The organism is Desulfuromonadales bacterium, from assembly GCA_035620395.1.
GTDB lineage: Bacteria > Desulfobacterota > Desulfuromonadia > Desulfuromonadales > DASPGW01 > DASPGW01.
On the sequence record DASPGW010000044.1, the window covers coordinates 19,908 to 42,437 of the forward strand.

General features: G+C 64.3%; 27 protein-coding genes. 16 read left to right on the forward strand and 11 right to left on the reverse strand.

What is annotated here, in order from left to right:
- The first annotated feature begins 30 nt into the window (after positions 1 to 30).
- From VD811_02810 to VD811_02840, 7 genes are all read left to right on the forward strand, one after another.
- Positions 31 to 726 carry a YggS family pyridoxal phosphate-dependent enzyme gene (locus VD811_02810; protein HXV19907.1) on the forward strand — a complete coding sequence of 232 codons (696 nt, stop codon included), beginning with the start codon at positions 31 to 33 and terminating at the stop codon, positions 724 to 726.
- 167 nt (positions 727 to 893) lie between these two features.
- Positions 894 to 1,538, forward strand: coding sequence for an HAD-IA family hydrolase (locus tag VD811_02815; GenBank protein HXV19908.1), 645 nt, complete (start codon positions 894 to 896; stop codon positions 1,536 to 1,538).
- Positions 1,535 to 2,824: a hypothetical protein gene (locus VD811_02820; protein ID HXV19909.1), complete on the forward strand. Its 1,290-nt coding sequence runs from the start codon at positions 1,535 to 1,537 to the stop codon at positions 2,822 to 2,824. Before VD811_02815 ends, VD811_02820 begins: the two co-directional genes overlap by 4 nt.
- A 42-nt stretch (positions 2,825 to 2,866) precedes the next feature.
- Positions 2,867 to 3,049, forward strand: a complete 183-nt coding sequence (locus tag VD811_02825) for a hypothetical protein (GenBank protein ID HXV19910.1) — start codon at positions 2,867 to 2,869, stop codon at positions 3,047 to 3,049.
- A 138-nt stretch (positions 3,050 to 3,187) separates the two neighbouring features.
- Complete coding sequence (locus VD811_02830; GenBank protein ID HXV19911.1) at positions 3,188 to 3,466, forward strand: type II toxin-antitoxin system Phd/YefM family antitoxin; 279 nt, start codon at positions 3,188 to 3,190, stop codon at positions 3,464 to 3,466.
- Complete coding sequence (locus VD811_02835; protein ID HXV19912.1) at positions 3,463 to 3,885, forward strand: type II toxin-antitoxin system VapC family toxin; 423 nt, start codon at positions 3,463 to 3,465, stop codon at positions 3,883 to 3,885. The genes VD811_02830 and VD811_02835 overlap by 4 nt, the downstream gene beginning before the upstream one ends.
- 95 nt (positions 3,886 to 3,980) lie before the next feature.
- The gene (locus VD811_02840) at positions 3,981 to 4,253 is read left to right on the forward strand and encodes a YtxH domain-containing protein (GenBank protein HXV19913.1); all 273 of its coding nucleotides are present in this window, start codon (positions 3,981 to 3,983) and stop codon (positions 4,251 to 4,253) included.
- A gap of 244 nt (positions 4,254 to 4,497) precedes the next feature.
- Here the strand turns inward: VD811_02840 and VD811_02845 are convergent, their stop codons facing one another.
- A complete protein-coding gene (locus tag VD811_02845; GenBank protein ID HXV19914.1) occupies positions 4,498 to 5,454 on the reverse strand; it encodes a DUF808 domain-containing protein in 957 nt (318 codons plus the stop codon).
- 225 nt (positions 5,455 to 5,679) lie between these two features.
- Between VD811_02845 and VD811_02850 the strand changes: the two genes are divergently transcribed.
- On the forward strand, positions 5,680 to 5,901 hold the full coding sequence (locus tag VD811_02850) for a hypothetical protein (GenBank protein ID HXV19915.1): 222 nt from the start codon (positions 5,680 to 5,682) through the stop codon (positions 5,899 to 5,901).
- A gap of 92 nt (positions 5,902 to 5,993) precedes the next feature.
- Here the strand turns inward: VD811_02850 and VD811_02855 are convergent, their stop codons facing one another.
- From VD811_02855 to proC, 5 genes are all read right to left on the reverse strand, one after another.
- Positions 5,994 to 6,236 carry a hypothetical protein gene (locus tag VD811_02855; protein ID HXV19916.1) on the reverse strand — a complete coding sequence of 81 codons (243 nt, stop codon included), beginning with the start codon at positions 6,234 to 6,236 and terminating at the stop codon, positions 5,994 to 5,996.
- Positions 6,237 to 6,292: 56 nt separating this feature from the next.
- Positions 6,293 to 6,727 carry a PIN domain-containing protein gene (locus tag VD811_02860; GenBank protein ID HXV19917.1) on the reverse strand — a complete coding sequence of 145 codons (435 nt, stop codon included), beginning with the start codon at positions 6,725 to 6,727 and terminating at the stop codon, positions 6,293 to 6,295.
- Entirely contained in the window at positions 6,714 to 6,956 is a 243-nt protein-coding gene (locus VD811_02865; protein ID HXV19918.1) for a ribbon-helix-helix protein, CopG family, read from the reverse strand. Before VD811_02865 ends, VD811_02860 begins: the two co-directional genes overlap by 14 nt.
- Before the next feature lie 74 nt (positions 6,957 to 7,030).
- Entirely contained in the window at positions 7,031 to 7,246 is a 216-nt protein-coding gene (locus VD811_02870; protein ID HXV19919.1) for a DUF3185 family protein, read from the reverse strand.
- A 25-nt stretch (positions 7,247 to 7,271) separates the two neighbouring features.
- A complete protein-coding gene (proC, locus tag VD811_02875) occupies positions 7,272 to 8,087 on the reverse strand; it encodes a pyrroline-5-carboxylate reductase (protein HXV19920.1) in 816 nt (271 codons plus the stop codon).
- A gap of 236 nt (positions 8,088 to 8,323) precedes the next feature.
- Here proC and VD811_02880 point away from each other — a divergent pair, with 236 nt between their 5' ends.
- The 8 genes from VD811_02880 (at position 8,324) to VD811_02915 (ending at position 17,102) form a co-directional block, all read left to right on the forward strand.
- Positions 8,324 to 8,866, forward strand: a complete 543-nt coding sequence (locus VD811_02880) for an XRE family transcriptional regulator (GenBank protein ID HXV19921.1) — start codon at positions 8,324 to 8,326, stop codon at positions 8,864 to 8,866.
- Positions 8,867 to 8,911: 45 nt separating this feature from the next.
- A complete protein-coding gene (gene speD / locus VD811_02885) occupies positions 8,912 to 9,310 on the forward strand; it encodes an adenosylmethionine decarboxylase (GenBank protein HXV19922.1) in 399 nt (132 codons plus the stop codon).
- 9 nt (positions 9,311 to 9,319) lie between these two features.
- On the forward strand, positions 9,320 to 10,165 hold the full coding sequence (gene speE, locus VD811_02890) for a polyamine aminopropyltransferase (protein HXV19923.1): 846 nt from the start codon (positions 9,320 to 9,322) through the stop codon (positions 10,163 to 10,165).
- A 120-nt stretch (positions 10,166 to 10,285) separates the two neighbouring features.
- Positions 10,286 to 12,199, forward strand: a complete 1,914-nt coding sequence (gene speA, locus VD811_02895; GenBank protein HXV19924.1) for a biosynthetic arginine decarboxylase — start codon at positions 10,286 to 10,288, stop codon at positions 12,197 to 12,199.
- 35 nt (positions 12,200 to 12,234) lie between these two features.
- Positions 12,235 to 12,549 carry a cytochrome b5 domain-containing protein gene (locus VD811_02900; protein ID HXV19925.1) on the forward strand — a complete coding sequence of 105 codons (315 nt, stop codon included), beginning with the start codon at positions 12,235 to 12,237 and terminating at the stop codon, positions 12,547 to 12,549.
- A 263-nt stretch (positions 12,550 to 12,812) separates the two neighbouring features.
- The gene (locus tag VD811_02905; GenBank protein ID HXV19926.1) at positions 12,813 to 15,035 is read left to right on the forward strand and encodes a hypothetical protein; all 2,223 of its coding nucleotides are present in this window, start codon (positions 12,813 to 12,815) and stop codon (positions 15,033 to 15,035) included.
- Positions 15,032 to 16,321, forward strand: a complete 1,290-nt coding sequence (locus VD811_02910) for a glycosyltransferase (protein HXV19927.1) — start codon at positions 15,032 to 15,034, stop codon at positions 16,319 to 16,321. Before VD811_02905 ends, VD811_02910 begins: the two co-directional genes overlap by 4 nt.
- 13 nt (positions 16,322 to 16,334) lie before the next feature.
- Positions 16,335 to 17,102 carry a hypothetical protein gene (locus tag VD811_02915; protein HXV19928.1) on the forward strand — a complete coding sequence of 256 codons (768 nt, stop codon included), beginning with the start codon at positions 16,335 to 16,337 and terminating at the stop codon, positions 17,100 to 17,102.
- 49 nt (positions 17,103 to 17,151) lie between these two features.
- Here VD811_02915 and VD811_02920 read toward each other — a convergent pair whose 3' ends face one another.
- The 5 genes from VD811_02920 to VD811_02940 form a co-directional block, all read right to left on the reverse strand.
- A complete protein-coding gene (locus tag VD811_02920) occupies positions 17,152 to 18,039 on the reverse strand; it encodes an alpha/beta hydrolase (GenBank protein ID HXV19929.1) in 888 nt (295 codons plus the stop codon).
- Between the two features lie 44 nt (positions 18,040 to 18,083).
- Entirely contained in the window at positions 18,084 to 19,025 is a 942-nt protein-coding gene (locus VD811_02925) for a transposase (protein ID HXV19930.1), read from the reverse strand.
- Positions 19,026 to 19,303: 278 nt separating this feature from the next.
- The gene (locus tag VD811_02930; protein HXV19931.1) at positions 19,304 to 21,205 is read right to left on the reverse strand and encodes a cytochrome c3 family protein; all 1,902 of its coding nucleotides are present in this window, start codon (positions 21,203 to 21,205) and stop codon (positions 19,304 to 19,306) included.
- Positions 21,206 to 21,518: 313 nt separating this feature from the next.
- Positions 21,519 to 22,172, reverse strand: a complete 654-nt coding sequence (locus VD811_02935) for a response regulator (GenBank protein ID HXV19932.1) — start codon at positions 22,170 to 22,172, stop codon at positions 21,519 to 21,521.
- 51 nt (positions 22,173 to 22,223) lie between these two features.
- Positions 22,224 to 22,530, reverse strand: a 307-nt coding sequence (locus VD811_02940; protein HXV19933.1) for a HAMP domain-containing sensor histidine kinase, incomplete at its 5' end; no start/stop codon positions are given.

A 22,530-nucleotide genomic window follows, 5' to 3' on the forward strand; every position in this document is an offset into this window, starting at 1 on the left:
TGCGCCCCTGCCAACATCACCGTTATTCCAATGTCCATCCAAGATAATCTCGCACATATCCGCAGCCAGATCGCCGCCGCCTGTGCCCGCAGCGGCCGCGATCCCGCCGCCGTGCGCCTGGTGGCGGTCTCCAAGACGCATCCGGCGACGCTGGTCGAAGAGGCGGCGGCCGCCGGCCAGCGGCTCTTCGGCGAGAGCTACGTTCAGGAGTTCGTGGCCAAGGCGGAAGCGGTGCAAGCCCCTGTGGAATGGCATTTCATCGGCGCCCTGCAGAGCAACAAGATCAAGTACCTGCGCGGCCGCGTCGGCCTCATCCACTCGGTCGACCGCTTCTCCCTGGCCGAGGAGATCGACCGCCAGTGGGCCAAAATCAAGCGGACGGCCGATGTGCTGCTGCAGGTCAATCTCGGTGGCGAAGAGAGCAAGTCGGGGGTCAACGAAGCCGGCCTGCAGGAACTGGTGCGCCAGGTGGCCGTGCTCGAACACGTCCGCATTCGCGGGCTGATGACCCTGCCGCCCTACTTCGACGAGGCCGAAGCGGTCCGTCCCTACTTCCGTCGCCTGCGGGAACTGGCCGGGGAAATCCGCGCCCTTGGCCTGCCGGGAGTAGAAATGACCGAACTGTCGATGGGGATGAGCCACGATTTCATGGTAGCCATCGAGGAGGGGGCGACCCTGGTACGGGTCGGCACGGCGATTTTCGGCGAAAGAGAGTATCCGCAATGAGCAGCAACTCCCTGCCGCGCGCCCTTGCATCATGGTCAGGGGGAAAGGAGTTTTTCGACTTGCTCGCCAGGCTGCCCCAGGAACCCTGGTTTTAAGTTTCAGGTTTTGAGTTTTCGGATAAAATGCCTCAACACCTAAACCTTGAAACCCAAAACTGATTGTATAATATGTGCTTCGACACCTTCCTCTTCGATCTCGACGGCACCCTGGTCGACTCGGTCGCCGACCTCGCCACCGCCGTCAACCTGCTGCGTGCCGAGCTCTCCCTGCCGCCCCTCGACATTCCGACCGTGCGCGGCTACGTGGGGGACGGCGCTACCTTTCTGGTGAAGCGCTCGCTCCCCGAGGGGCTCTTCAGCGAGGAGCGGCTGCAGCGGTTTCTCGTCCATTACGGTGAGCACCTGCTGGAGAGCACCGTCCTCTATCCGGGCATCAGGACGTTTCTCGACGAGCGGAAAAACTCCGGGCTGAAGATGGCGGTGGTCACCAACAAGCCGCACCGCCTCACGCGCCTGCTGCTGGAAGGGCTGGCGCTGAGCGGGTATTTTCCGGTCGTCATCGGCGGCGACAGTCTGCCGCAGAAAAAACCCGACCCGCGTCCCGTCTGGCGTGCGCTGGAAGAACTGGCGGCCGCGCCGCAATCCACCATCCTGATCGGCGACCACCACACGGACCTGGCCGCCGGCCGCGCCGCCGGTATCCGCACCTGCTTCTGCGCCTGGGGCATCGGCGAGGATGGGGGCCTGCCGCACGATTTCCGGGCCGCGACACCGTATGATCTCCCGACGCTCTTTCCGGTGCAGGCCGCGTGACCTCCTCCCGGCCGCTGACTCAGAAGGAAATCGCCCTCTTCTTCTTCCCGCTGCTGCTCAACGTGCAGATGATGAGCGTCTCCCACTCGATCATCAACGCCGGGCTGGCCCGCCAGAGCGACTTCGTCGTCGCCCTGGCCGCCTTTTCGGTGGCCATGGTGCTGCACCTCTTTGTCGCCTCTCCCTCCTACCAGAACCACACCGTGACCATCGCCATGGTGCGCGGGCGGCGTTCGCTGCGCGGCACGATCCTCTTCGTGCTGCTGGTGGCAACCTGGGTCTCGGTCATGCTCTCCCTGGTCGCCTTCACCCCGCTGGGGGATTTCATCCTCGGCCGCCTCCTCGGCGTCCACGGCGAAATCGCCGCGCAGGCCCGGGCGGTTCTCGGCATCCTGGTCTTCCTGCCGTTTCTGACCGGCTTTCGCGGCCTGTTTCAGGGGCTCGTCATGCAGGCCCGCCACACCGGCCTGGTCTCCCTCGCCACCATCGTGCGGGTCGTCGCCCTGCTCGGCTTTCTCGCCCTGGGGGTGCGCTGGTTCAGCGGCGCGGTTCTCGGCGCCTTCGCCCTGCTCGCCTGCATCGCCGTCGAAACCGCGCTGATGGGTTTCTTCGCCTGGCGCTGCCGCATCCATCACGAAGGCGGCGACGGCGAACGGGGCGCCCTGGAGATTTTCCGTTTCGCCTTTCCGCTGGCCTACTCCTCGTGCCTGCAGCAGGTCGTGCCGCTGCTCATCAACGCCATCATCAGCCGCCTCCCCGACGGAGCCCTGGCGCTCGCCTCCTTCGGCGTCATCCGCGGCTTCATCTTCCTGCTCGGCGGTCCGATGCGCAACCTGCAGCAGGCTTACCAGACCCTGGTCAAGGACCACGCCGACTATCGGGTGCTGGTGCGCTTCTTCCGTCGGGTCGGCAGCGCCCTGGCGATTCTCACCGTGGTCATCGCCTACCCCCTCAGTGCTCCGGTGCTCGGCACCCTGATGGGCCTGGACGCCGCCACCCGCGCCTACATCGCCCTCCCCCTGGCCGGCTGCGCCCTCTACTGCTACCTCTACGGCGCCGTCAGCCTGCTGCGCGGCTGGTTCACCGGCGAAGACCGCACTACCGAGCTCGGCCGCTCGGTCATCTACAAAATCCTCTTCCTGCTCGCCTGCTGGGGCCTGCTCATGGTCGTCCCCCGGCCTGTCCCCGTCCCCGGCGTCGCCATCGCCGTCTTTCTCCTCATGGCCGCCGAGCTTTGCGAAACCTGGTACCTGCACCACCGCCGCCACCGCCTGCTCGCCGCCTGACTTCTGCTTGCCGGGCGCCACAGCGAGGCGTAGACTTTAAGCATGGAAACCGCCCCCGCCCAAAAGCACCCCTGTCCCGACTGCCGCCAGTGCCAATGGTGCTCGGATGACCGCTGCCGGCTCTGTCTGCGCTCCGGCGCCGGCTGCCGCAAGAAGCTGTCGATGGCCGAGCAGATTGCCCTGTACGAGAAGATCAACAGCGGTTCTTGCAAGACCGGGGAGTGAGCCGGCAGATAAAGGGTATCGACCTGGGCCATCGTACAGGGACCCCAAGTCCAGAACTTTCCAGAAAAATCATTGTTGCTCCCGGCCATTTCATCCGATACAATCTAGACAGTCTAGCTAGAGCAGAAGGAGGATGGCATGGCAACGCGAAAAAAATCTGCGGATCGTTCGGGCGAGTGGCAGCTACAGGAGGCCAAAAACCGCTTGAGCCGAGTGGTCGATGAGGCACGGCGCGGCAGGCCGCAGACGATCACTCTCCGCGGGACTCCCGCTGCCGTCATCGTCTCCTTTGAACAGTATCAGGAGCTGACGCGGTCCCGCACGCCTCTGTCGGAGTTTTTCCAAACTTCGCCACTCCACGACATCGAACTCGACCTTGAGCGGAGCCGGGATGTGGGGCGGGAGGTGGACCTGTGACATTCCTTCTCGACACCTGCGTCATCTCTGAACTGGTCAAGCCGCGACCAAATGAAAACGTTGTCCGGTGGGTCGATTCGGTCGACGAGCGAAAGCTCTTCCTGAGCGTACTGACGGTGGGAGAGCTGGAAAAGGGGATCACGAAACTACAGGAATCGCAGCGGAAGGCCGATTTGCAAGAATGGTTGGAGCACGATCTGGCAGAGAGATTTGCAGGGCGAATCCTGCCCGTGGATGCCGCTGTCGCAGTCGCCTGGGGAAGAATCCAGGGTGAGGCGGAACGCGTGGGGGCGAAGCTGCCAGTGATCGATTCGCTACTGACGGCTACCGCTGAAATCCATCGCCTCACACTCGCCACCAGAAACGTTGCCGATTTCGACCGTTGCGGAGCCACCGTCTTCAACCCCTGGGGCACATAATCCGGTACGCCCGTTGGGACTATTGTCCGGTGCCAGTTGTTTTACCGAGGAAAATCGTGACCCGTTCCCAAAACTCACATGAGAGAGATAAGTTCATGAAAAATAAGGATCTGGTAGTCGGGGTGGCCTGCGGGCTGGTGGTTGGGGCAGTGGCGGGGGCGGTGGCAGCGCTGCTGCTGGCGCCGGCAAGCGGCACTGAAACGCGCCGGAAGCTGCGCTTTGAACGAGACAACGCCGTAGAGGCAACTCGGAGCAAAGCTCGTCGGGCCATGGCACGGCTGCGCAGGGAGAGGCCTGAAGAAGAGGAAGAGGGGCTGGAAGCATTTGAGGAGGAAGTAGAGGAAGAGGTGGCCTTCAGCGGTGCCTGATGGGAGGCATGAAGGGCTGCGGCTCAGCCGCGACATGTCGGCAGGCTGCGAAAATAGCTGTCTGTTATTTGTTCAATGGAGAGGAGTCGGGACCTGTCCCCACAACCCGCCCCTGCTTCTGGTTACTGCGGCCGCGCTCCAGATAGGTCCGGCCGCAAAGCGCCAAGAGATCCTTTCCGTCAGCAATAGACTCATCGATCAACCTGGTTTTCCGAGTTGAAACAATTCCAGGAACGACTCTGATTCAGGCAGGCTTTTTGAACTTGCCGATGATCACCCTGGCCAGACTGACGATGGCTAGCACCACGCCGCCGGCTACCACTCCGGCCAGCGCATTCAGGGCCATGGGGGTAATCGCCGCCAGCACGCCGCCGATCCCCGGAATACCGTGGATGGCTTCTTCCGCGTGATGCAGCACCTCGTGCGCATTGGGGATGCCATGCACCAGGATGCCGCCGCCCACCATGAACATGGCCAGCGTCCCGACAACGGCCAGCGTCTTCATCAGGTACGGCGCCACGCGCAGGAAACCCTTTCCCAGGGCCCGCTGGCAGCCGCCCCAGGCATTGTTCGCGCTGGTTTTTACCAGATACAGGCCGGCGTCGTCCAGCTTCACGATGCCGGCTACCAGGCCATAGACGCCGATCGTCATGATGGCGGCAATGCCAGCGACAACGGCCACCTGGGTGCCGAAGGCGGCGCCCTTCACCGTGCCCAGCGCAATTACGATGATTTCTGCCGAGAGGATGAAGTCCGTGCGAATGGCGCCCTTGATTTTTTCCTTCTCGAAAGCCACCAGATCCACCTCGGGGTCGATCAGGGCCTTGACGATTTCGGCATGTTCGGCCTGTTCCTCGGCCTTGCTGTGCAGGAACCGGTGCGCCAGTTTTTCAAAGCCCTCATAACACAGATACGCACCGCCCAGCATCAGCAGCGGGATGACCCCCCACGGCGCCAGAGCGCTGATGGCCAGAGCCGCCGGCACCAGAATCAGCTTGTTCCTGACCGACCCCTTGGCCACCGCCCACACTACCGGCAGTTCACGCTCGGCCCGTACGCCGGCCACCTGCTCCGCATTCAGCGCCAGGTCATCGCCCAACACGCCGGCGGTTTTTTTTGCGGCCACTTTGGTCATCACCGCGATATCGTCGAGCACGGTGGCTATGTCATCTAACAGAGCGAAAAGGCTGGAACCTGCCACGTTGCGACTCCATAAGTTTAAAAAAACTGTTATTGAGGAATTTCCCGGTTTATTTCCCGCGATTCATTCGACGGGAGGGATGGGCTGTCATAAGCGGTCCACGAATTTCGTCCGGCAGTGTGCCACAAGGCTGCAGCCGGGGCAAATTCTTTTGAGGAGGAGGGGGCTTGGACAGAACCTGGGAGACGGACGAAGAAGTATACTAATAGCAAAAGGAGGCCGAATATGCGCGAGACGACTCTGACATTGCCCGTTCTTTCACTGATCGCCGGCACCCGGGCCATGCTCGGAGCGGGGGTGGCCCTGCTGCTGGGGGGGCGCCTGCCGGCGAGGGAGAAGAAAGCCGTCGGCTGGACCCTGCTTCTGATCGGGGCGTTGACGACGATCCCCCTCGCCGCCCAGGCCTTGAGCAGGAGCCGGAGGGTTGAGGGTGGGAGCCGCGAATAGCCCCACCCGGGGAAAGTCAGCCGTTCGCGTTCTATTCGTCCCCAAGACACCGAGCCACTGCCGGGTCGCATCGGTTGGGACTGGCGCCTTCTTCAGCCGGCCGAAGCCGGCCGGGCCTTCGCCAATCGGTGCAACGTGCGGAAATGCCTGAGCAGATTAAAAAAGCAAATAACCCCAACCACGGCGATCAGGCCAGCAGAAAGGGTTATGCTTTGGTCGGAAGCGAGGGAAAAGAAACCGTATTCAAGGAGCATCACCAAGGATCCCAGCACCCCCGCCGACATAGTGATGATGCGAATAATGGTGATCTGTTTGATCGGCAAACCTTCCGGCATGCTGGCCTCATCTGTTCAGAGGTGGATTGAAGCTTCGGGGAGATTCTATCTGTTGACTAACTCACCCTTCCCGCGAAGGGATTCCTGATTTCGACACCGCAGATTTTCTGCCCATCCGAAAGATCCTCCGTCAGAAGAACTGCGGCTCCTCCGGTGATGGCGGCGGCGATGACCATCGAATCCCAGAACGAAAACCCGTGTTTCTCCTGGACATCGATGGCCTTGAGGATCGCATCGCCGTCGTTGACGACGACATCCCACGTAAGGAAATCGGTAATGATCTCGCGAGCGGTAGCGAGGTCGAGGGGCTTGGGAATTTTGCGGGTGACGGTGACGTGGAATTCCTGAAGGACCTGCGTGCTCACCATGCCAAGCCCCGATTCCCACAAGCCGGTCAGCAGGTCACGCGCCTTCTGGTGCTTGTCGCCGGCCGAGGTGTCATAGGCATAGATGAGGATGTTGGTGTCGAGAAAGGTATTAACGCCTTTCATGGAGTTCCTCGCGATCGATGCCGCGGCCCTTCGTCCCGAGGTCGAGCCCGGCTTCCAGGAGCCTAAGCTGCCTCGCCCGCGCCCGGCTGTAGCCGGAGGCTTCTCTCACCTTTTCCTCCACCGATTCGCGCAGCAGTTCGCTGAGGGAAATCTCCTTCCGGGCGGCGAGGGATTTTGCCTTTTTCAGCAGGGGCTTGGGAAGAGAAAGGGTAACGTTCTGCTTCTCCATTATTTTCTCCACGCTGTGGGTTCACGAGAAAAGTGTAGCACGTTTTTTCGTGAAGAGACAGCTGTTCGACCACATTACTTCCGTACCAGCAGCACCACCCCCACCACTGAGCAGACCGCACCGCCGATGTACTTCCACATCACCCGGTCCGAGTGCGTCCCTGCGATAGCGCGAGATAGCTGGTTGGCCAGAGACTGGGACTCGCTGTGGCCCCACCAGAAGAGAAACCCGCCGGCCACCAGCAGAGCGAGGCCGAGGGCAAGCTTGATCGTGTTGCTATCGTTGGCCATTGAAAAACTCCCCACAAGGGTTGATTTACTTCTTCGCGCCCAGCTCCCGCGAGCGCCGCGCCGCGCTGCCGACCGCTTCCATCAGGGCGGCACGCAGCCCCTTCTCCTCCAGGCTCTTCAGCCCGGCGATGGTGGTGCCGCCGGGAGAGCAGACCTTGTCGCGCAGCACCGCCGGGTGCTCGCCGCTCTCCTGCACCAGGCGCGCCGCCCCGAGTACCGTCTGCACCGCCAGGGAGAGGGCGGCATCGCGCGGCAGCCCCTCCTGCACGCCGCCGTCGGCCAGCGCCTCGATGATGGTGAAGACGTAGGCCGGGCCGGAGCCGGAGAGCCCGGTGACGGCGTCCATCTGCGCCTCGCCGACTACCTGTACGCTTCCCACCGCCTCGAAAAGATGGCGGGCCGTCAGCAGGTCGTCGACGGTGGCGAAGCGGCCGGGACACAGTGCCGTCGCCCCGGCGCCGACCAGGGCCGGCGTGTTGGGCATCGCCCGCACCACCCGCGGCGAGCCGTCGAAAAAGTCCTCAATCGTCGCCGTCGAAACCCCGGCGAGAATGGAGATCAGCAGTCTGTCGCCGGCAAAGGCGGCGCCGATCCCCGAGAGGACCTCGGCGGCGACCTGCGGCTTGACCGCCAGCACCACCAGGCTGCAGCTTCTGGCAACCTCGAGATTGTCAGCCGCCAGGGTTATGCCGAACTGCTCCTGCAGCAGGCGCCGGCGCTCCGCGCCCGGTTCCGAGACGACGACACCGGCGGCCGGGAAGGCGCCGCGCAACAGCCCCCGGATGATGGCCTCCGCCATGTTGCCACCGCCGATGAAGCCAATCTTGCCGACTGATTTCATACCGCAGCCGTCCTTTCCTTATTGAGTGAAGTCAGGCCCCTAGTAAATAGAAAAGCGCCCCCCCTGTCAAGGACTCGCCGCCGGTCTCGAAAAAAAGTGAAAAAAGATGTTGACAGCCGCCCCGAATGAGCGTATAAAACCGCCCCTGTGAGCACGAGTTGCTAAACATTAAGTTTAGAAATGGTAAACAGGGCACCTGACAAAATGTTTACCGGTGCTAAACCGGGGGAGCACCCGTGAAAATCGGCGAAAAGCTGCGCAAACTGCGGATGTCCAACTCTCTCACCCAGGAGGAGTTGGCGAGCCGCGCCGACCTGACCAAAGGGTACATATCGCAGCTCGAAAACGATGCCACCTCCCCTTCGATCAGCACTCTCAAGGATCTGCTCGACGTCCTCGGCGTCTCGATGTCCGAGTTCTTTGCCGAGAAACTGCCGCTGCAGGTGGTCTTCGGCGCCGACTCCCGGGTGGTCGCCAGCGACGAGCATGGACTGCGCGTCGAACTGCTCGTCCCCGGGGCGCAGAACCGCACCATGGATCCGGCCCTGGTCACCCTGCAGCCGGGAGAGGCGATGGCCGAGCAGCCCTTCCACGAGGGGGAGGAGTTCGGCTTCGTCCTGGCCGGCCGGGTGGAGCTGTCGCTCGACGACCGGGTCTACACGGTGCGCAAGGACGAATGCTTCTACTTCCCCTCGGACCACCGGCACCGGGTCAGCAATCCGGGCAAGAGCGTGGCGAAGATCCTATGGGTCGTCTCGCCGCCGACGTTTTTTTGTTAGCTACCCGGCCCAAGGACCGGATTTCACCGTCGAAAGGAACCAGCCATGAAATCTCTGGGTCAGCAGATCGTCGCCGAATTCTACGAGTGTGACGCCGAAGTCCTGAACGACCCCAAGCGGGTCGAGGAGATCATGTGCGAAGCGGCCCTGGCCGCCGGCGCCACCATCGTTACCAAAACCTTCCACACCTTCAGCCCGCACGGCGTCTCCGGGGCGGTCATCATCGCCGAGAGCCACCTGGCCATCCACACCTGGCCCGAGTACGGCTACGCCGCCGTCGACCTCTTCACCTGCGGCGACACGGTGGTACCGGAAGAAGCCTACCGCCACCTCAAGGCCGGCCTGCGCTCCCGCCGCGCCTCGACCATGGAGATGAAGCGCGGCCAGCTCGAGGTGGTCGGAGAGCTGACCCACAAACCGGTCGAACTGAAACAGGCAGTGTAGAGGACTAAAATGGAACTCTGGTACACCGAAAAACACTCGGAAAACGTCGGCATCACCCTGAAGGCGACGAAAACCCTCTTCTCCGGCAAGAGCGAGTTCCAGCAGCTCGACATCATCGAGACCGTCGAATACGGGCGGATGATGCTCCTCGACGGGCTGGTGATGTGCACCGAGCGCGACGAGTTCGTCTACCACGACATGATTACCCACCCGGCCCTCTTCACCCACCCGAACCCGAAGCAGGTGCTGGTGATCGGCGGCGGCGACGGGGGCACCATCCGCGAAATCATGAAGCACAAGAACGTCGAACTGGCGACCCTGTGCGAGATCGACGGCCTGGTCATCGACAAGTCGGTCGAACTGCTCCCCTCCATGGCCTGCGAGATCGACGGGAAAAACCCCCGGGTCAAGCTGCACGTCGATGACGGCCTGGCCTACATCCGCGACCACCAGAACGAGTTCGACGTGATCATGGTCGACTCCACCGACCCGATCGGGCCGGCGGTGGGACTGTTCGAGGAGGACTTCTACCGCCTCGTTTTCGGCGCCCTGAAGGCGGACGGCATCATGGTGGCGCAGAGCGAGTCCCCCTTCTACCATGCCGAGATCCAGAAGAACATGTACCGGAACCTGCGCTCCGTCTTCCCGATCGTGGAGATGTACCAGGCCTTCATCCCGACCTACCCTTCCGGCTTCTGGAGCTTCGCCTTCGCCAGCAAGAAGCACCATCCGGTCAAGGATTTCGACCGCGAGCGGGCGAAAAATCGCGGCTTCTACACCAAGTACTACAACGAGGAGCTGCACCTCGGCGCCTTCATGCTGCCCACCTTCGCCCGGGAGAACATCGCTCCGTAGGGGCAGCAAGGCATGCCTCGCCCTGGGCGGCGCCTGCGTCGCCCTAACGCCGACATTCTGTTACCCTTGTAGGGGCGGGCTTGAAACCCGCCCCTATCGCCATTCTGGAGAGGCGCCGCGATGAAGACCCAACCCGAACAGGCCTGGACCCCGGAAGACTCCGCCGCCCTTTACGGCATCCGCGACTGGGGGGCCGGCTATTTCGACCTGGCAGACAATGGCGACGTCACGGTCAAGGTACGGTTTCCCGAGGGCGAGGTCGCCGTTTCGCTGATGGACATCGTCGCCGGCATCGAGCAGCGCGGCCATGCGATGCCGGTGCTGCTGCGCATCGAAAACCTGCTCGATGCCCGGATCACCCTGCTCAACGAATCGTTCCGCGCCGCCATCGCCCGCGCCGGCTACGGCGGGGAATACCGGGGGGTGTTTCCGGTCAAGGTGAACCAGCAGTGCCAGGTCATCGAGGAGATCACCCGTTTCGGCGCCCGCTACTGCCACGGCCTGGAGGCCGGCAGCAAGGCCGAACTGGTTCTCGCCCTCGCTTCCCTGCAGGACGGCGGGCTGCTGATCTGCAACGGCTACAAGGACCGGGAGTTCATCGACCTGGGGCTCTGGGCGCAGAAGCTGGGAATCCGCTGCTTCTTCGTCATCGAATCGCCGACGGAGCTCCCCATCCTGCTCGAGCGCAGCCGGGCCCTCGGCGTGCGGCCGCTGATCGGGGCGCGGGTGAAGGTCTCGGCCAAGGTCGGCGGCCTCTGGACCGAGACCAGCGGCGACCGCAGCAGCTTCGGGCTGAGCACGACCCAGCTGATCGCCGTGGTCGACACCCTCAAGGCGCAGGGGATGCTCGACTGCCTGCAGTTGCTGCACTGCCATCTCGGCTCCCAGATCCCCGACATCCAGGACATCCGCGCCGGCGTGCTGGAGGCCTGCCGCTACTATATCGACCTGATCCGGGAAGGGGCGCCGCTGGGCTACCTCGACCTGGGCGGGGGCCTCGCCGTCGACTACATGGGGGGGCGCGCCAACCACGTCCATTCCCGCAACTACACCCTTGACGAGTACTGCGGCGACATCGTCGAGATGGTCATGGCCACCCTCGATCCGCAGGGGGTGTCCCATCCCCACATCGTCACGGAATCGGGTCGGGCCACCGTCGCCTACGCCTCGATGCTCCTCTTCAACATCCTCGACGTCATGCACTTCGAGCCCGCCGCCCTGCCGGAGACGCTTCCCGCCGACGCCCACGAACTGCTCCGCAGCCTGTTCGGCGTCCACGCCTCCCTCGGCGCCGCCGACCTGCTGGAGAGCTACCATGACGCCCTTTACGCCCGCGACGAGATCCGCGAGCTGTACAAACGCGGCCAGGTCAACCTGCGGGAGCGGTCGCTGGCCGAAAACCTCTTCCTGGCCATCGCCCAGGGAATCGCCGCCCGGCTCGGCAGCCTCGAGCGGGTGCCGCCCGAGCTCGCCGGCCTGCAGGAGAGCCTGGCCGACATCTACTACGGCAACTTCAGCGTCTTCCAGTCGCTGCCCGACACCTGGGCCATCGGCCAGGTCTTTCCGGTGCTGCCGATCCACCGGCACCGGGAAAGGCCCGCTCGCGAAGGGATCATCTCCGACCTCACCTGCGACTGCGACGGCAAGCTCGACGCCTTCTTCGACGCCCGCGGCGAGCGCAGCACCCTGCCGCTGCATCCGCTCAGGGACGGCGAAGAATACCTGCTCGGCGTCTTCCTGATGGGGGCCTACCAGGAGACCCTGGGGGATCTGCACAACCTCTTCGGCGACACCCACGTGGTCAGCGTGCGGATCAACGCCGACGGCAGCTTCGACGTGCTGAAGGAGATCTGCGGCGACAGCATCGCCGATGTGCTCAGCTACGTCGAATACCATCCCCAGACCCTCTTCGAGGGTTTTCGCAACACCGCCGAAGAGGCGGTGCGCAAGGGAAAGATCACGGTGGCCGAGCGCCAGCGGATCGTCGAGGATTTTTCCGCCAGCCTGCGCGGGTATACCTACTACGAGAGGTAGACCGCCTGGCGAAACAGACAGCAGAGAGGACTGACATGACCCGTGAGGAACTGGCCGGATACGACGGCCGCGAAGGGCGACCTGCCTACGTGGCGGTGCACGGCAAGATCTACGACTTCACCGGCAGCAAGCTGTGGGCCGCGGGCAGCCATCTGCAGCAGCACCAGGCGGGACAGGATCTGACCGAGGCGCTGCTGAAGGCCCCCCATGTCCGCGCCGTAATCGAACGCTTCCCGGTCATCGGCCAGCTCGAGGAACCGGCGCCGCAGCCCGCTCCCGCCCTGGGCAGGTGGCTGCTCGGCGCGGCGGCGCTGGCCGTCGCCGTCTTCGTCTTCATGCTGCTGCGCTGAGCCGAATCCCGCCGCATTCCGGAAATGGGGGGGCCTCCCACACGGGAGGCCCCCTTTTCTGTTGGCCCGCCGGCTGGCGGGCGGGGCTGCTCAGCAAACCGAGGTGCCGGAAGGGCTGTTGTAGACGCGGCAAAAAAAGCTATGCTGGAGAGACCATGAATTCAGGATCCTCCATCCGCAGCACACCGTCCCTGCCCTGACCGGCAGGCCTCGCGAAGGACGGATTGCCGATGTGGCTCAGGTGGTTTCCGTGGAAACAGCTGGTGAGCCGGCTGGCCCGCTCCCACGGCCTGCTCGACCCGGTGAAGCTCCTCTCCCGGCTGGAGAGCTTCGGCCAGCCCCTCGCGGTGAAGGAGCCGCTGGAGCTGCTGCGCGCCGGCCTGATCTTCCATGCCCGCGGCCTGCTCAACACCGGCGCCATCCAGCACAACCTCGACTGGATCTGGCCCTTCTGGGTCGAGCGCCAGTACAACCCGCACGACGACGCCTTCATCCCCCGCGCCTTCTCCATCACCCACGTCAACCTCACCCACCGCAACTGGACGGCCGTCGGCCTGCCCGACCTCGACGCCTTTCCCATCGTCGATCCCCGCGGCCTGCTCACCCCCTTCTGGGACGGCTGGTCCCTCGACGGCTGGCTGGTGACCGAGGGGGGACGCTGGCTCGTCCCCTCGCAGCTCGACTCCGTTGCGCAGCACCTCGACCTCGAGGACGGCCCGGCCGTCGTCACCCGCGGCGTTCGCGACGGGCTGCAGCTCATCACCCGCAGCGAGGTGATTGATATAAAGGGCGCAGCCGTCTGCCGGCTGACCCTCACCGCCCGCAGCGACCGCGACGCCTGGCTGGTGGCGGCCCTGCGCCCGTACAACCCGGAAGGGGTCAGCTTCGTGCACGACATCCGTCCGGAGCCGGACGGTTCGGGCTGGCGGCTCGACCGGCACCGACTGGTGCGCTTCGCGAGCCGGCCCGACCGCTGCCTCTTCTCCGACTACCGGCAGGGGGACGTTCACACCCGCCTCTTCGCCGGCGGCGAGCAGACGGCAGCCCGCTGCGCGGTCGGCATGGCCACCGCCGCGGCCCTCTTTGCGGTACCCGCCGGCGGACCGAGGCAGGTCCGCCTCGAAATCCCCCTGGAGAGCCGGAACCGGCCGGCAAAGCCCCTGCCGCCCCGGCCAGGCTGGGCCGAAGCGATGGCCGGGGCGGCGGCCGTCCGCCTGCCGGACGCTCGCTTCCAGTCCCTCTACGACGCCGCGCTGCGCACCCTGGTCCTGCACTCCCCCGGCGAGGTCTACCCCGGCCCCTACACCTACAAGCGGTTCTGGTTCCGCGACGCCGCCTTCATCCTCCATGCCCTGCTCTGCACCGGCCTGACCGACCGGGTGGAGCGGGTTCTCGACACCTTCCCCTCCCGGCAGAAGGCGAGCGGTTTCTTCCTCTCGCAGGAGGGGGAGTGGGACTCCAACGGCGAGGCCCTGTGGATCATGCACCGCTTCTGCCAACTCGCCGGCCGCCCGCCGAAATCCGCCTGGCGACCGGCCATCCGCCGCGGCTGCCGCTGGATCCGCCGGCAGCGCCTGGCGGCAGCGGTCGACCTGCCGCACGCCGGCCTCTTCCCCGCCGGCTTCAGCGCCGAGCACCTGGGGCCGAACGACTTCTACTACTGGGACGACTTCTGGGGAGTGGCCGGACTGCGTGCCGGCGCCGCCCTGCTCGACGCGCTGGGCGACCGGGAGGAGGCAAAAGAGTTCCGGCTGGAAGCGGGCCGCTTCCTCACCGCCATCGAGCGGAGCCTTGCCGGGGCGGCCGAACGGCTGGGACGGCCGGCCATGCCCGCCTCCCCCTACCGGCGCCTCGATTCGGGGGCCGTCGGCTCCCTGGCCGCCGGCTACCCGCTGGCGCTCTTCCCGGCCGACGACCCCCGCCTGCTCGACTCGGCCAAATTCCTTCTCGAGCGCTGCCTGGTCGGCGGCGGCTTCTACCAGGACATCATCCACTCGGGGATCAATCCGTACCTGACCCTGCACCTGGCCCAGGTGCTGCTGCGGGCCGGCGACCGGCGCTGCTTCGACCTGCTTCGCTCCGTGGCCGCGCTCGCCTCGCCGACCGGGCAGTGGCCGGAGGCGATCCATCCCCGCACCCGCGGCGGCTGCATGGGCGACGGCCACCACGTCTGGGCGGCGGCCGAATGGGTCCTGATGCTGCGCAACTGCTTCCTGCAGGAGGCGGGGGATCGCCTCGTCCTGGCCGCGGGCATCTGCCCCGAGTGGCTGGAGCAGGAGGGGGAGATTTCCTTCGGCCCGGCGCCGACCCCGTTCGGCACGGCGACGGTCGCCATCCTGCCCCGGGGCGAGGAGGCGGAGGTCCGCTGGAGCGGCACCTGGCGAACCACCCCGCCCCCCATCGAAGTGGCCCTCCCCGGCTGCGCGCCGCTCCGGGCAGAAGGCAACAAGGGTTCGGTTCTCGTCGACCGCCGGAGATGCGCATGAACATCCTGATGGTCACCAACACCTTCACCCCGCACGTGGGGGGGGTCGCCCGCAGCGTCCAGGGGTTCAGCAACGAGTTCCGCCGGCGCGGGCACCGCGTCCTGGTGGTGGCCCCCTTCTTCGAGGGGACGCCGGAGCAGGAGACGGACGTCGTCCGCTTTCCCGCCCTGCAGCACTTCAGCGGCAGCGACTTCTCGGTGCCGGTGCCGGTCCCCGGCCGGGTGGCGGCGGCCCTGCGCGCTTTTTCTCCGCATATCGTCCACAGCCACCACCCTTTCCTGCTGGGGGATACGGCCCTGCGGGTCGCCGCCCGACACGGCATACCGGTCGTCTTCACCCACCACACCCTGTACGAGAACTACACCCACTACGTACCGGTGGATTCTCCCCGCCTGCGGCGCTTCGTGCTCGACCTGACGACCGGTTACTGCAACCTGTGCCACGCCGTCATCGCCCCCAGCGAAACGGTGGCCGAACTGCTGGCGGAACGGGGGGTGAAGGTGCCGATCGAGGTCATCCCCACCGGCGTCGACATCCCGCTATACGCGAGCGGCGAAGGAGCCTCCTTCCGGGCGAGGATGGGGATCCCCGGAGATGCTCTCCTCCTCGGTCACGTGGGACGCCTGGCCCATGAAAAAAATCTCCGGTTCCTGGCCGCGGCCGTTGCCCTCTTTCTGCGGCGTCACGCGGAAGCCCGTTTCCTGGTGGCAGGGGAAGGACCGGCACTGGCGGAGATCCGCCAGGCCTTCGACCGCGAGGGGCTCTCCGGCCGCCTGCACTGCGCGGGGGTCCTCGGCCGGCGCGAACTGGCCGACGCCTATCATGCCATGGACATCTTCGCCTTCGCTTCGCTGACCGAAACCCAGGGGATGGTTCTGACCGAGGCGATGGCGGCAGGGGTGCCGGTGGTGGCGGTGGACGCCTCCGGCGTGCGGGAGGTGGTGCAGGAGGGCGTCAACGGCCGTCTCATTCCCCGCGCCGAAGCGGAGGAGTTCGCCGCCGCCCTGGCCTGGATCGCCGACCTCTCCCCGGAGGGCCGCCGGCGGCTGCGGGAGGGCGCCCGGCAGACGGCCGGGGACTTTTCCATGGCCCATACCGCCGGGCGCGCCCTGGCACTCTACCAGACCCTGATCGGCGCCGGGCCGGCCCCGAAACAGCGCGACCCAAGTCCCTGGCGCCTGGCGCGCAGGAGCATCGCCGAAGAGTGGAAGATTCTCCGCAACATCTCGCACGCCGTCGGCGACGCCGTCCTGTCGCCCTTCGATGGAGAAGAGACCAGCCCCTAAAGGAGGAAGAAGGGTGAGCGGAAAGAGTCCGGCAGGAGAGTTTCCTGCGAGCGGAGCCGGCCTCCCGCCGCTGCCGCGGCCGAGGCTTGCGGCGCGGCTGACGGGCCGATTTTTCGCCCTTCTGTTGCGCCTGCTGGGCGCCACCTGGCGACGTGAGACCAAAGAGCTCGAGGCCCTGGACGGGATGCTGGCCCGAGGGGAGAGGGTTCTGGCGGTCTTCTGGCACGGCGGCTATCTGCCGCTATTTTTCCTCTTCGCCGGGCGGTCGGCCCGCATCCTGAGCAGCCGCTCTTTCCGCGGCGAGGTCATCGCCGAGATCTGCCGCCGCTTCGGCTACGACGGCGGCTCGATTCCCAAGCCGGCGGGGGGAACAAAACGCGACGCCGTACGCCGCGCCCTGGACGGCTGCCGCCTCGCCGCCCTTGCCGTTGACGGCCCTCTCGGGCCGTTCCACGTCGTCAGGCCCGGCACCGTCCGCCTCGCCGCCGATCTCGCCCTGTCCGTGCTGCCGGTGGCGGCGGCCGCCGACCGAGCCTGGGTCCTGGCCGGGCGCTGGGACCGGATGGAGGTCCCCCGCCCCTTCGCCCGACTCAGCCTGGTCTGCGGCGAGCCAGTACATATCCCGGCGGGCTTGGCAGAGGAGGAACTCGCGGGGTGGTGTGCGCACCTGCGGGAGAGCCTGGAGAAGGCGGAGCGGCAGGCGAGAGCAATGACGGGCGATGCGGGATTTTATTGCGGGAGAACCTCAGAACGAGCCGGGCGAAAGGCGGGACGTTGGTAACTTATGTAACTTGGCTGAAGTCCTGGAAGCTCTGGGGACACGTCCCTTCTCACCGGGAGTCGAGGAACTCCTCAATCAGCCGCGCAGTTAGCGCGGGATAGCGAGTCTCCTTCTCCGTCATTACGGCTTCGCCGAGATAGTCCCCGTGCCCACCGGGCAGGATCAGCAAGCGCGCGTTCGGAATCAGGCGAGTCAGCTCAATGGCATGCTCAGGTTTCACGATGTCCTGATCACCAAGAACGATCAGCGTCGGCGCCCGGACCGACCGAAGCGCGTCGTCCGGAACGTCTTTGAAGCTCTGCATCCGCGCGGCGTCCTTGTCGTGCATGGTCTTGAGCTGCTGCACGTCCGGGTTCACCCGCAGGAACGCATCCTTGAGGGGCTGCGGCATGTTCGAAAAGTCCGCTTCCTTCATGAACTCCCAGAGTTGTGGCTGAGCACCGTCTCTTTTGGTTATCGATGAAGCAAAGACCAGCTTTCGCACGAGCTGTGGATGCCGTATGGCAACCTGAAGAGCGACACTGGCGCCGTTGCTGAAGCCGAAGATATCGGCCTTGTCCACCTTCAGGTAGCGAAGGAGAGCCGCGACATCGTCCGCGGAAGACTCGAAGGTGACAGGGGCATCGCGATCGGTTGTACGGCCGTGCCCCTGCTCCTCCACCGCGATGACCTTGCGGCTGCCGGCGAAGACCGGGAGCACTCTGGCGAACGTGACCTCAATGGTGGATCCGCCGCCGTGAAGCAGGACGAGAGGAACGCCGTCTCTGCGACCATGCACTTCGTAGTACATGTTGATGCCGTTGACGGGGGCGTAGCCGCTCTCGAGTGGCTTCGATTGAAGGGATAACATAGTCTCCCCTGGGCCCATGGCGCCACCAGGTGCGCAGCCGCAGGTCATCAGCAGCATCGAAATCACGAGCTCAAGACTACGCTTCATATTGCTCCATCCGAAAAGGGATGCGGGACGGGGACGTTGGTAACTTATGTAACTTGTTTCTGGATCGCCTTGATTACCGCGACGTGAGTGCGGCCGGTCATTCTACCGAGAGCAGAAAAGGTCGCCCCGGCTTCTTGCTGCGCCTGGCGAAAAAATGCCCCTCGTGCAGAGCTGGCCTGCCTGCCTCTGCCTGGGCCAAGAATTTCAGCCGCCGACACCCCCGTCCTCTCCGACACCCCCGTCCTCTCCGACACCTCCGTCAGGACTTCCTCGATTGTTCTTCGGCTGACCTTTTCAACAGCCTTCACACCAACAACGGTCTCCGCGAATTCATTGCAGCCAAGAATTCTTCCGCCCCAATGCTCAGTGCTATTCTCCACGGCGCCCCTTGCCAAACCTCCGGTGCCCAATCCCTGGCGGCGCCCCTGAGCGAAGCCATCGGAAACAAACTTGCGGTAGGCGGAGTCGGCACTGCTTCGTCGCGCAGAAAACCTGGACAGCACCGAATCGACATCCTGCCCCTCCTGCAGGCGTTTTCCAAGGACAACGGCATGCCCCGTGTACGGATAGCTCTCCAACTCATCCATGCTCGTGACTGCGCCAACCCTCACCGGGTTCAGATGAATATACCGGACCAGCTCGAGAAAATACGCTTCATCTTCCACCACAATGCTCTTGTAGCGGTTTTGAAAAAGATGGCCTGTGCGCTGGTGCCGAATGTTGAATCTCACCGCATGCCCCGTCAAGAGGCGGCGCAGCATAGCGGATAAAGGCAGATCGGTCGGTTGCACAAGCAGGTGGAAATGATTGGTCATGAGTGCCCACGCATACAGGCGCGGTGCGCCGGGTCGCGCCAGGATATCACCGAGCCGGTCGAGGAAGTTTTCACGATCCGCTTCATCGCGGAAAATCTCCCGCCCCTCGATGCCACGGGCCATCACATGATGAAAAAAACCGGGAACATTGAGTCTCGCTTGCCTTGGCATAAATCCCCCCCCTGATTCAGCCGCACTCGAATAAAGTTACATAAGTTACCTACGTCCCCCTATGTCCGTGGTCATCTCTTCAGCTCTCGGAACGCCGCCTCTCCCTTTTATCCCTTATCCCCTCCGCCGTCAACAAGGGGCGCTCATTCGGGCGCCGCCCGGCGGGACCCGCAGCATCGGCGGAAAGAAAGGGGGCACGAAGTGCCAGCGTGCCGAAAAAAGCAACGCCCGCACGAAGCGGGCGTTGCCGGTGGGAAAAGAGTGGTCCTGCCTTGGGACTAAAGGTTCGTGGCGTCGTGGCAGGCGCCGCAGGCGTTGGTGTACGGGATCGGCATCGCCTTGCCCGGCTCGACCCCCTTGACGGCCGGGTTGTCCTTGCGCGGCACGTCGAAGAGGTGGGAGGTGATGTCGTTCTGCCAGTAGTTCTTGCCGTCCTTGCCGACCAGTCCCTTGCCGAGGCCGGCGCCGGTCTGCATGGTCTTGGTCATGTGGCAGTCGATGCAGCGGATCTTCTCATGCTCCATGCCGACGGCCTTGGCCGTGTGGGCCTTGATGGCGACGTCCTTGTGGCAGCTCATGCAGAGCGTATTCTTGTCGTCGCGCGCTTCCTGCTTGAGTTGGTGCTTGACCGCGCTCTTGCCGTGCGGGTCGTGGCAGTCGACGCAGGTCATCAGGTAGCTGCCGTTCATGTACTTCTTCGAGCGGACCAGGTCGGTCCCCTGCTGGTGGTGCGACTTGGAGTGGACGCCGTCGCCCCAGAAGTCCTTCTGCGCCGCATCCTCACGGGTCGTGTGGTTGACCAGATACTCGTTGCGGCTCATCCCCGGGGTGAGCATCTTGTTATCCTTGCTCACCGGCTGGTCGTTCTTCAGATTCCCCTGGGGCCGGCTGTGGCACTGGTTGCAGATGACCGTGGCCCGCTCGGCGGCGAGCTTGCCCGGGTTGACGATGGTGGAAGCCTTCTTCGCCTTGGCCGATTTCACGTGCTCGGAGCCGGCACCGTGGCAGACCTCGCAGCCGATGTTCAGCTCGTTGGGGACGCCGTCGCCGTCGATGTCCAGCTCGCCGTTCGGATCGTTGACCGCGCCGGCGACGAAGTCGCCCGCCACCGTCGGGGTGAGGGTGTAGCCGTTGAAATGGCAGGAGGCGCATTCGATCTCGAACGCCTTCTTCTTCGGCGGGTCGGCCAGCTTCCCGGTCTCCTCGTTGAAGAGCCAGTCGGCGTGGTAGTCGCGCCAGGGCTTGCGCGAGCGGTCGGCGTAGCTCTCATCGCCTTCCGGATTGTACTGGACGAAGGGGAAGTGGACGTCGCCGACCTTGTACAGGTAGCGCTGCTTGTAGAGGCCGCCGCCATAGGTCATCTCGACCGGGTAGGTGCGCGGCGGATCGGCCGGGTCCTTGGCGTTTTCGGTTTTGAACTTGAGCTTGCCGTCGGCATCCTTGAAGAAGGTGGCGGTGAAGCTCAGCGTCGCCGGATCGGCGGGCGCCTTTTCCGAGATCTGGTACTTGTCGAAGCCCCGGCTCTTGTCGAAGCCGGTGAAGTAGAACTTCGTGCCGGCCATCAACTTGTCCAGCCCCTTGTTGAACTCGGGGAAACGGGAGAAGTCCTGCAGCTTGCCCGGCTTGCCGACCACGGCGATGCCGAGCTTGTGCAGGGTCATCTTCAGGGCGGCGTAATCCTTGTGGCAGGCGAGACACTTGGAGCTGCCGACGAAGCTGGCGTTGCCCGGAACCTTGCCGGAGACCTGGATGGCCAGCGGCTTCGCCGTGAGTTCGGCCGCGGTCATCGCCTTGTCGGCGAGGTCGCCGCCGGGGAGGTGCTCCGCATCGGCGGGCTCGACGTAGACAAAGTACTTGCCGTCGGCCGCCTTGCCGATGTTGAAGGCGCCCTTCGCGTCGGTCTTGCCCTGCTGGTATTTGTCGCGGCCCGTAGCGAGAGTGTCCTCCATCGGCTCGTCATTGTCGACGTTCGCCCGGATTTCGGTGGTCGGCGCCTTGGCGAGCTTCGCCACGTCGGCGGCCGGCACCAGATAGACCGTCGCCCCGGCCACCGCCTGTTTCGATCCGTCCTGCACCGTTCCCTTGACCGCTCCGTCCTTCTGCGCCTCCGCAAACGGTGCAAAAGCAAGGACGGCTGTCGCCACAACGACTGCCAACCTGGTGAATCCCATCCCGTTCATTGCGCTCCTCCTCTGTTTGGACATAGTGTCGAACGCCATCGCGGGCAACCCGCGCCTGGCTTCACCCCCTTCCGGGAGTGCAACCCCGATTATCGATACGTCTTCCGATTACTCGGCAAGTATACCCGGGAATCGGATGTGTCAAGCCGTGGACACCGCCGCTCGCCTGCCGCTAGGGTAAAAAGGCGTGAAGCGGAGGGTCGGCAAATTACTATGGGTGAAGAAGCAGAGGGGATTCCAGATAAGAATCCTTCACGTCGCCCGCCCGGGCGGTGAAGAAAAGTTCACGGATGAGGGGGATATTTTCCTTGAATCAGCTACTTAGATTATTGACCACGACCTGCATGCAATCGACGACCTTGCGGCCTTCCTTGCTCAGAACGTAGAACTTGCGGGCGTCCTGCTCGATGAATCGGGCATCGCGGAGCACCTTGAGGTGGAAGTTCACCTTGGTGTGGTCCTCGACTGCGAGCTTCCGGGTAATGTCCATGAACCGCAACCGCCCCTCGCGGGCGAGCAGGTAGAGGATCTCCCGGCGCATCACATTGGCCAGACAATTGAAGGTGTCCTCAACATCGATCACCGAATGGCACTTCTGCAACCGGGCCTCTTCCAGACAGCGGCGGACCGCCGTCAGCAGTTCGTCGACCTTGAACGGCTTGGTGAGATAGTCGTCGGCGCCCTTGCGCATCGCCGAGACCGCATTCTCGATGGTGGCGAAGGCGGTAATCATGATCACTTTGACCGACGGCGACTGCCGCTTGATCAGCGGGAGGACCTCCTTGCCGTCCATCCCGGGCATGATCAGGTCGAGCAGAACCACGCTGAAGGTCTGCCCCTCCAGACAGTCGAGAGCCGCCTCACCACTGGCCGCCATCGTCACCGAAAACCCGGCCTCAACCAGAATCTCGCGGATGTTTTCCCGCAACTCCAGATCGTCGTCAATCACGAGAATATTTTGCGTCATTCTTTACTCCTGCTGTGCACTTCAGTTGGACCGACTGCAGACGGCGGACGTTCAGGATTCTCTTGCCTCATGCCACTGGCCTTCCGCCTGCTCATCTATCGGGAAAAACAGGGCCAGGGTAGTGCCAACCCCCGGCTTGCTTCTCGCCTCGACCCGACCCCCATGCCACTCCATGATGCCGAAACAGATGGAAAGGCCAAGCCCGGTCCCCTTGCCAACTTCCTTGGTGGTGAAAAAAGGATCGAAAATCGAGCGCAGTTTTTCGGCAGGGATGCCGACACCGCTGTCGGTGATTTCGACTACGGCCATCTTCTTCTCGGCACGGGTGACAATAGCGATTTCGCCCCCTGGCGCGGTC

What these genes read in the sequence shown, in the direction of transcription:
- VD811_02810 (HXV19907.1), top strand. Translation starts at nt 31, where the DNA reads ATGTCCATCCAAGATAATCTCGCACATATCCGCAGCCAGATCGCCGCC.
- VD811_02815 (HXV19908.1), top strand. Translation starts at nt 894, where the DNA reads ATGTGCTTCGACACCTTCCTCTTCGATCTCGACGGCACCCTGGTCGAC.
- VD811_02825 (HXV19910.1), top strand. Translation starts at nt 2,867, where the DNA reads ATGGAAACCGCCCCCGCCCAAAAGCACCCCTGTCCCGACTGCCGCCAG.
- VD811_02830 (HXV19911.1), top strand. Translation starts at nt 3,188, where the DNA reads ATGGCAACGCGAAAAAAATCTGCGGATCGTTCGGGCGAGTGGCAGCTA.
- VD811_02840 (HXV19913.1), top strand. Translation starts at nt 3,981, where the DNA reads ATGAAAAATAAGGATCTGGTAGTCGGGGTGGCCTGCGGGCTGGTGGTT.
- VD811_02850 (HXV19915.1), top strand. Translation starts at nt 5,680, where the DNA reads ATGCGCGAGACGACTCTGACATTGCCCGTTCTTTCACTGATCGCCGGC.
- VD811_02855 (HXV19916.1), bottom strand. Translation starts at nt 6,236, where the DNA reads ATGCCGGAAGGTTTGCCGATCAAACAGATCACCATTATTCGCATCATC.
- VD811_02860 (HXV19917.1), bottom strand. Translation starts at nt 6,727, where the DNA reads ATGAAAGGCGTTAATACCTTTCTCGACACCAACATCCTCATCTATGCC.
- VD811_02865 (HXV19918.1), bottom strand. Translation starts at nt 6,956, where the DNA reads ATGGAGAAGCAGAACGTTACCCTTTCTCTTCCCAAGCCCCTGCTGAAA.
- VD811_02870 (HXV19919.1), bottom strand. Translation starts at nt 7,246, where the DNA reads ATGGCCAACGATAGCAACACGATCAAGCTTGCCCTCGGCCTCGCTCTG.
- proC (HXV19920.1), bottom strand. Translation starts at nt 8,087, where the DNA reads ATGAAATCAGTCGGCAAGATTGGCTTCATCGGCGGTGGCAACATGGCG.
- speD (HXV19922.1), top strand. Translation starts at nt 8,912, where the DNA reads ATGAAATCTCTGGGTCAGCAGATCGTCGCCGAATTCTACGAGTGTGAC.
- speE (HXV19923.1), top strand. Translation starts at nt 9,320, where the DNA reads ATGGAACTCTGGTACACCGAAAAACACTCGGAAAACGTCGGCATCACC.
- speA (HXV19924.1), top strand. Translation starts at nt 10,286, where the DNA reads ATGAAGACCCAACCCGAACAGGCCTGGACCCCGGAAGACTCCGCCGCC.
- VD811_02900 (HXV19925.1), top strand. Translation starts at nt 12,235, where the DNA reads ATGACCCGTGAGGAACTGGCCGGATACGACGGCCGCGAAGGGCGACCT.
- VD811_02910 (HXV19927.1), top strand. Translation starts at nt 15,032, where the DNA reads ATGAACATCCTGATGGTCACCAACACCTTCACCCCGCACGTGGGGGGG.
- VD811_02920 (HXV19929.1), bottom strand. Translation starts at nt 18,039, where the DNA reads ATGAAGCGTAGTCTTGAGCTCGTGATTTCGATGCTGCTGATGACCTGC.
- VD811_02925 (HXV19930.1), bottom strand. Translation starts at nt 19,025, where the DNA reads ATGCCAAGGCAAGCGAGACTCAATGTTCCCGGTTTTTTTCATCATGTG.
- VD811_02930 (HXV19931.1), bottom strand. Translation starts at nt 21,205, where the DNA reads ATGAACGGGATGGGATTCACCAGGTTGGCAGTCGTTGTGGCGACAGCC.
- VD811_02935 (HXV19932.1), bottom strand. Translation starts at nt 22,172, where the DNA reads ATGACGCAAAATATTCTCGTGATTGACGACGATCTGGAGTTGCGGGAA.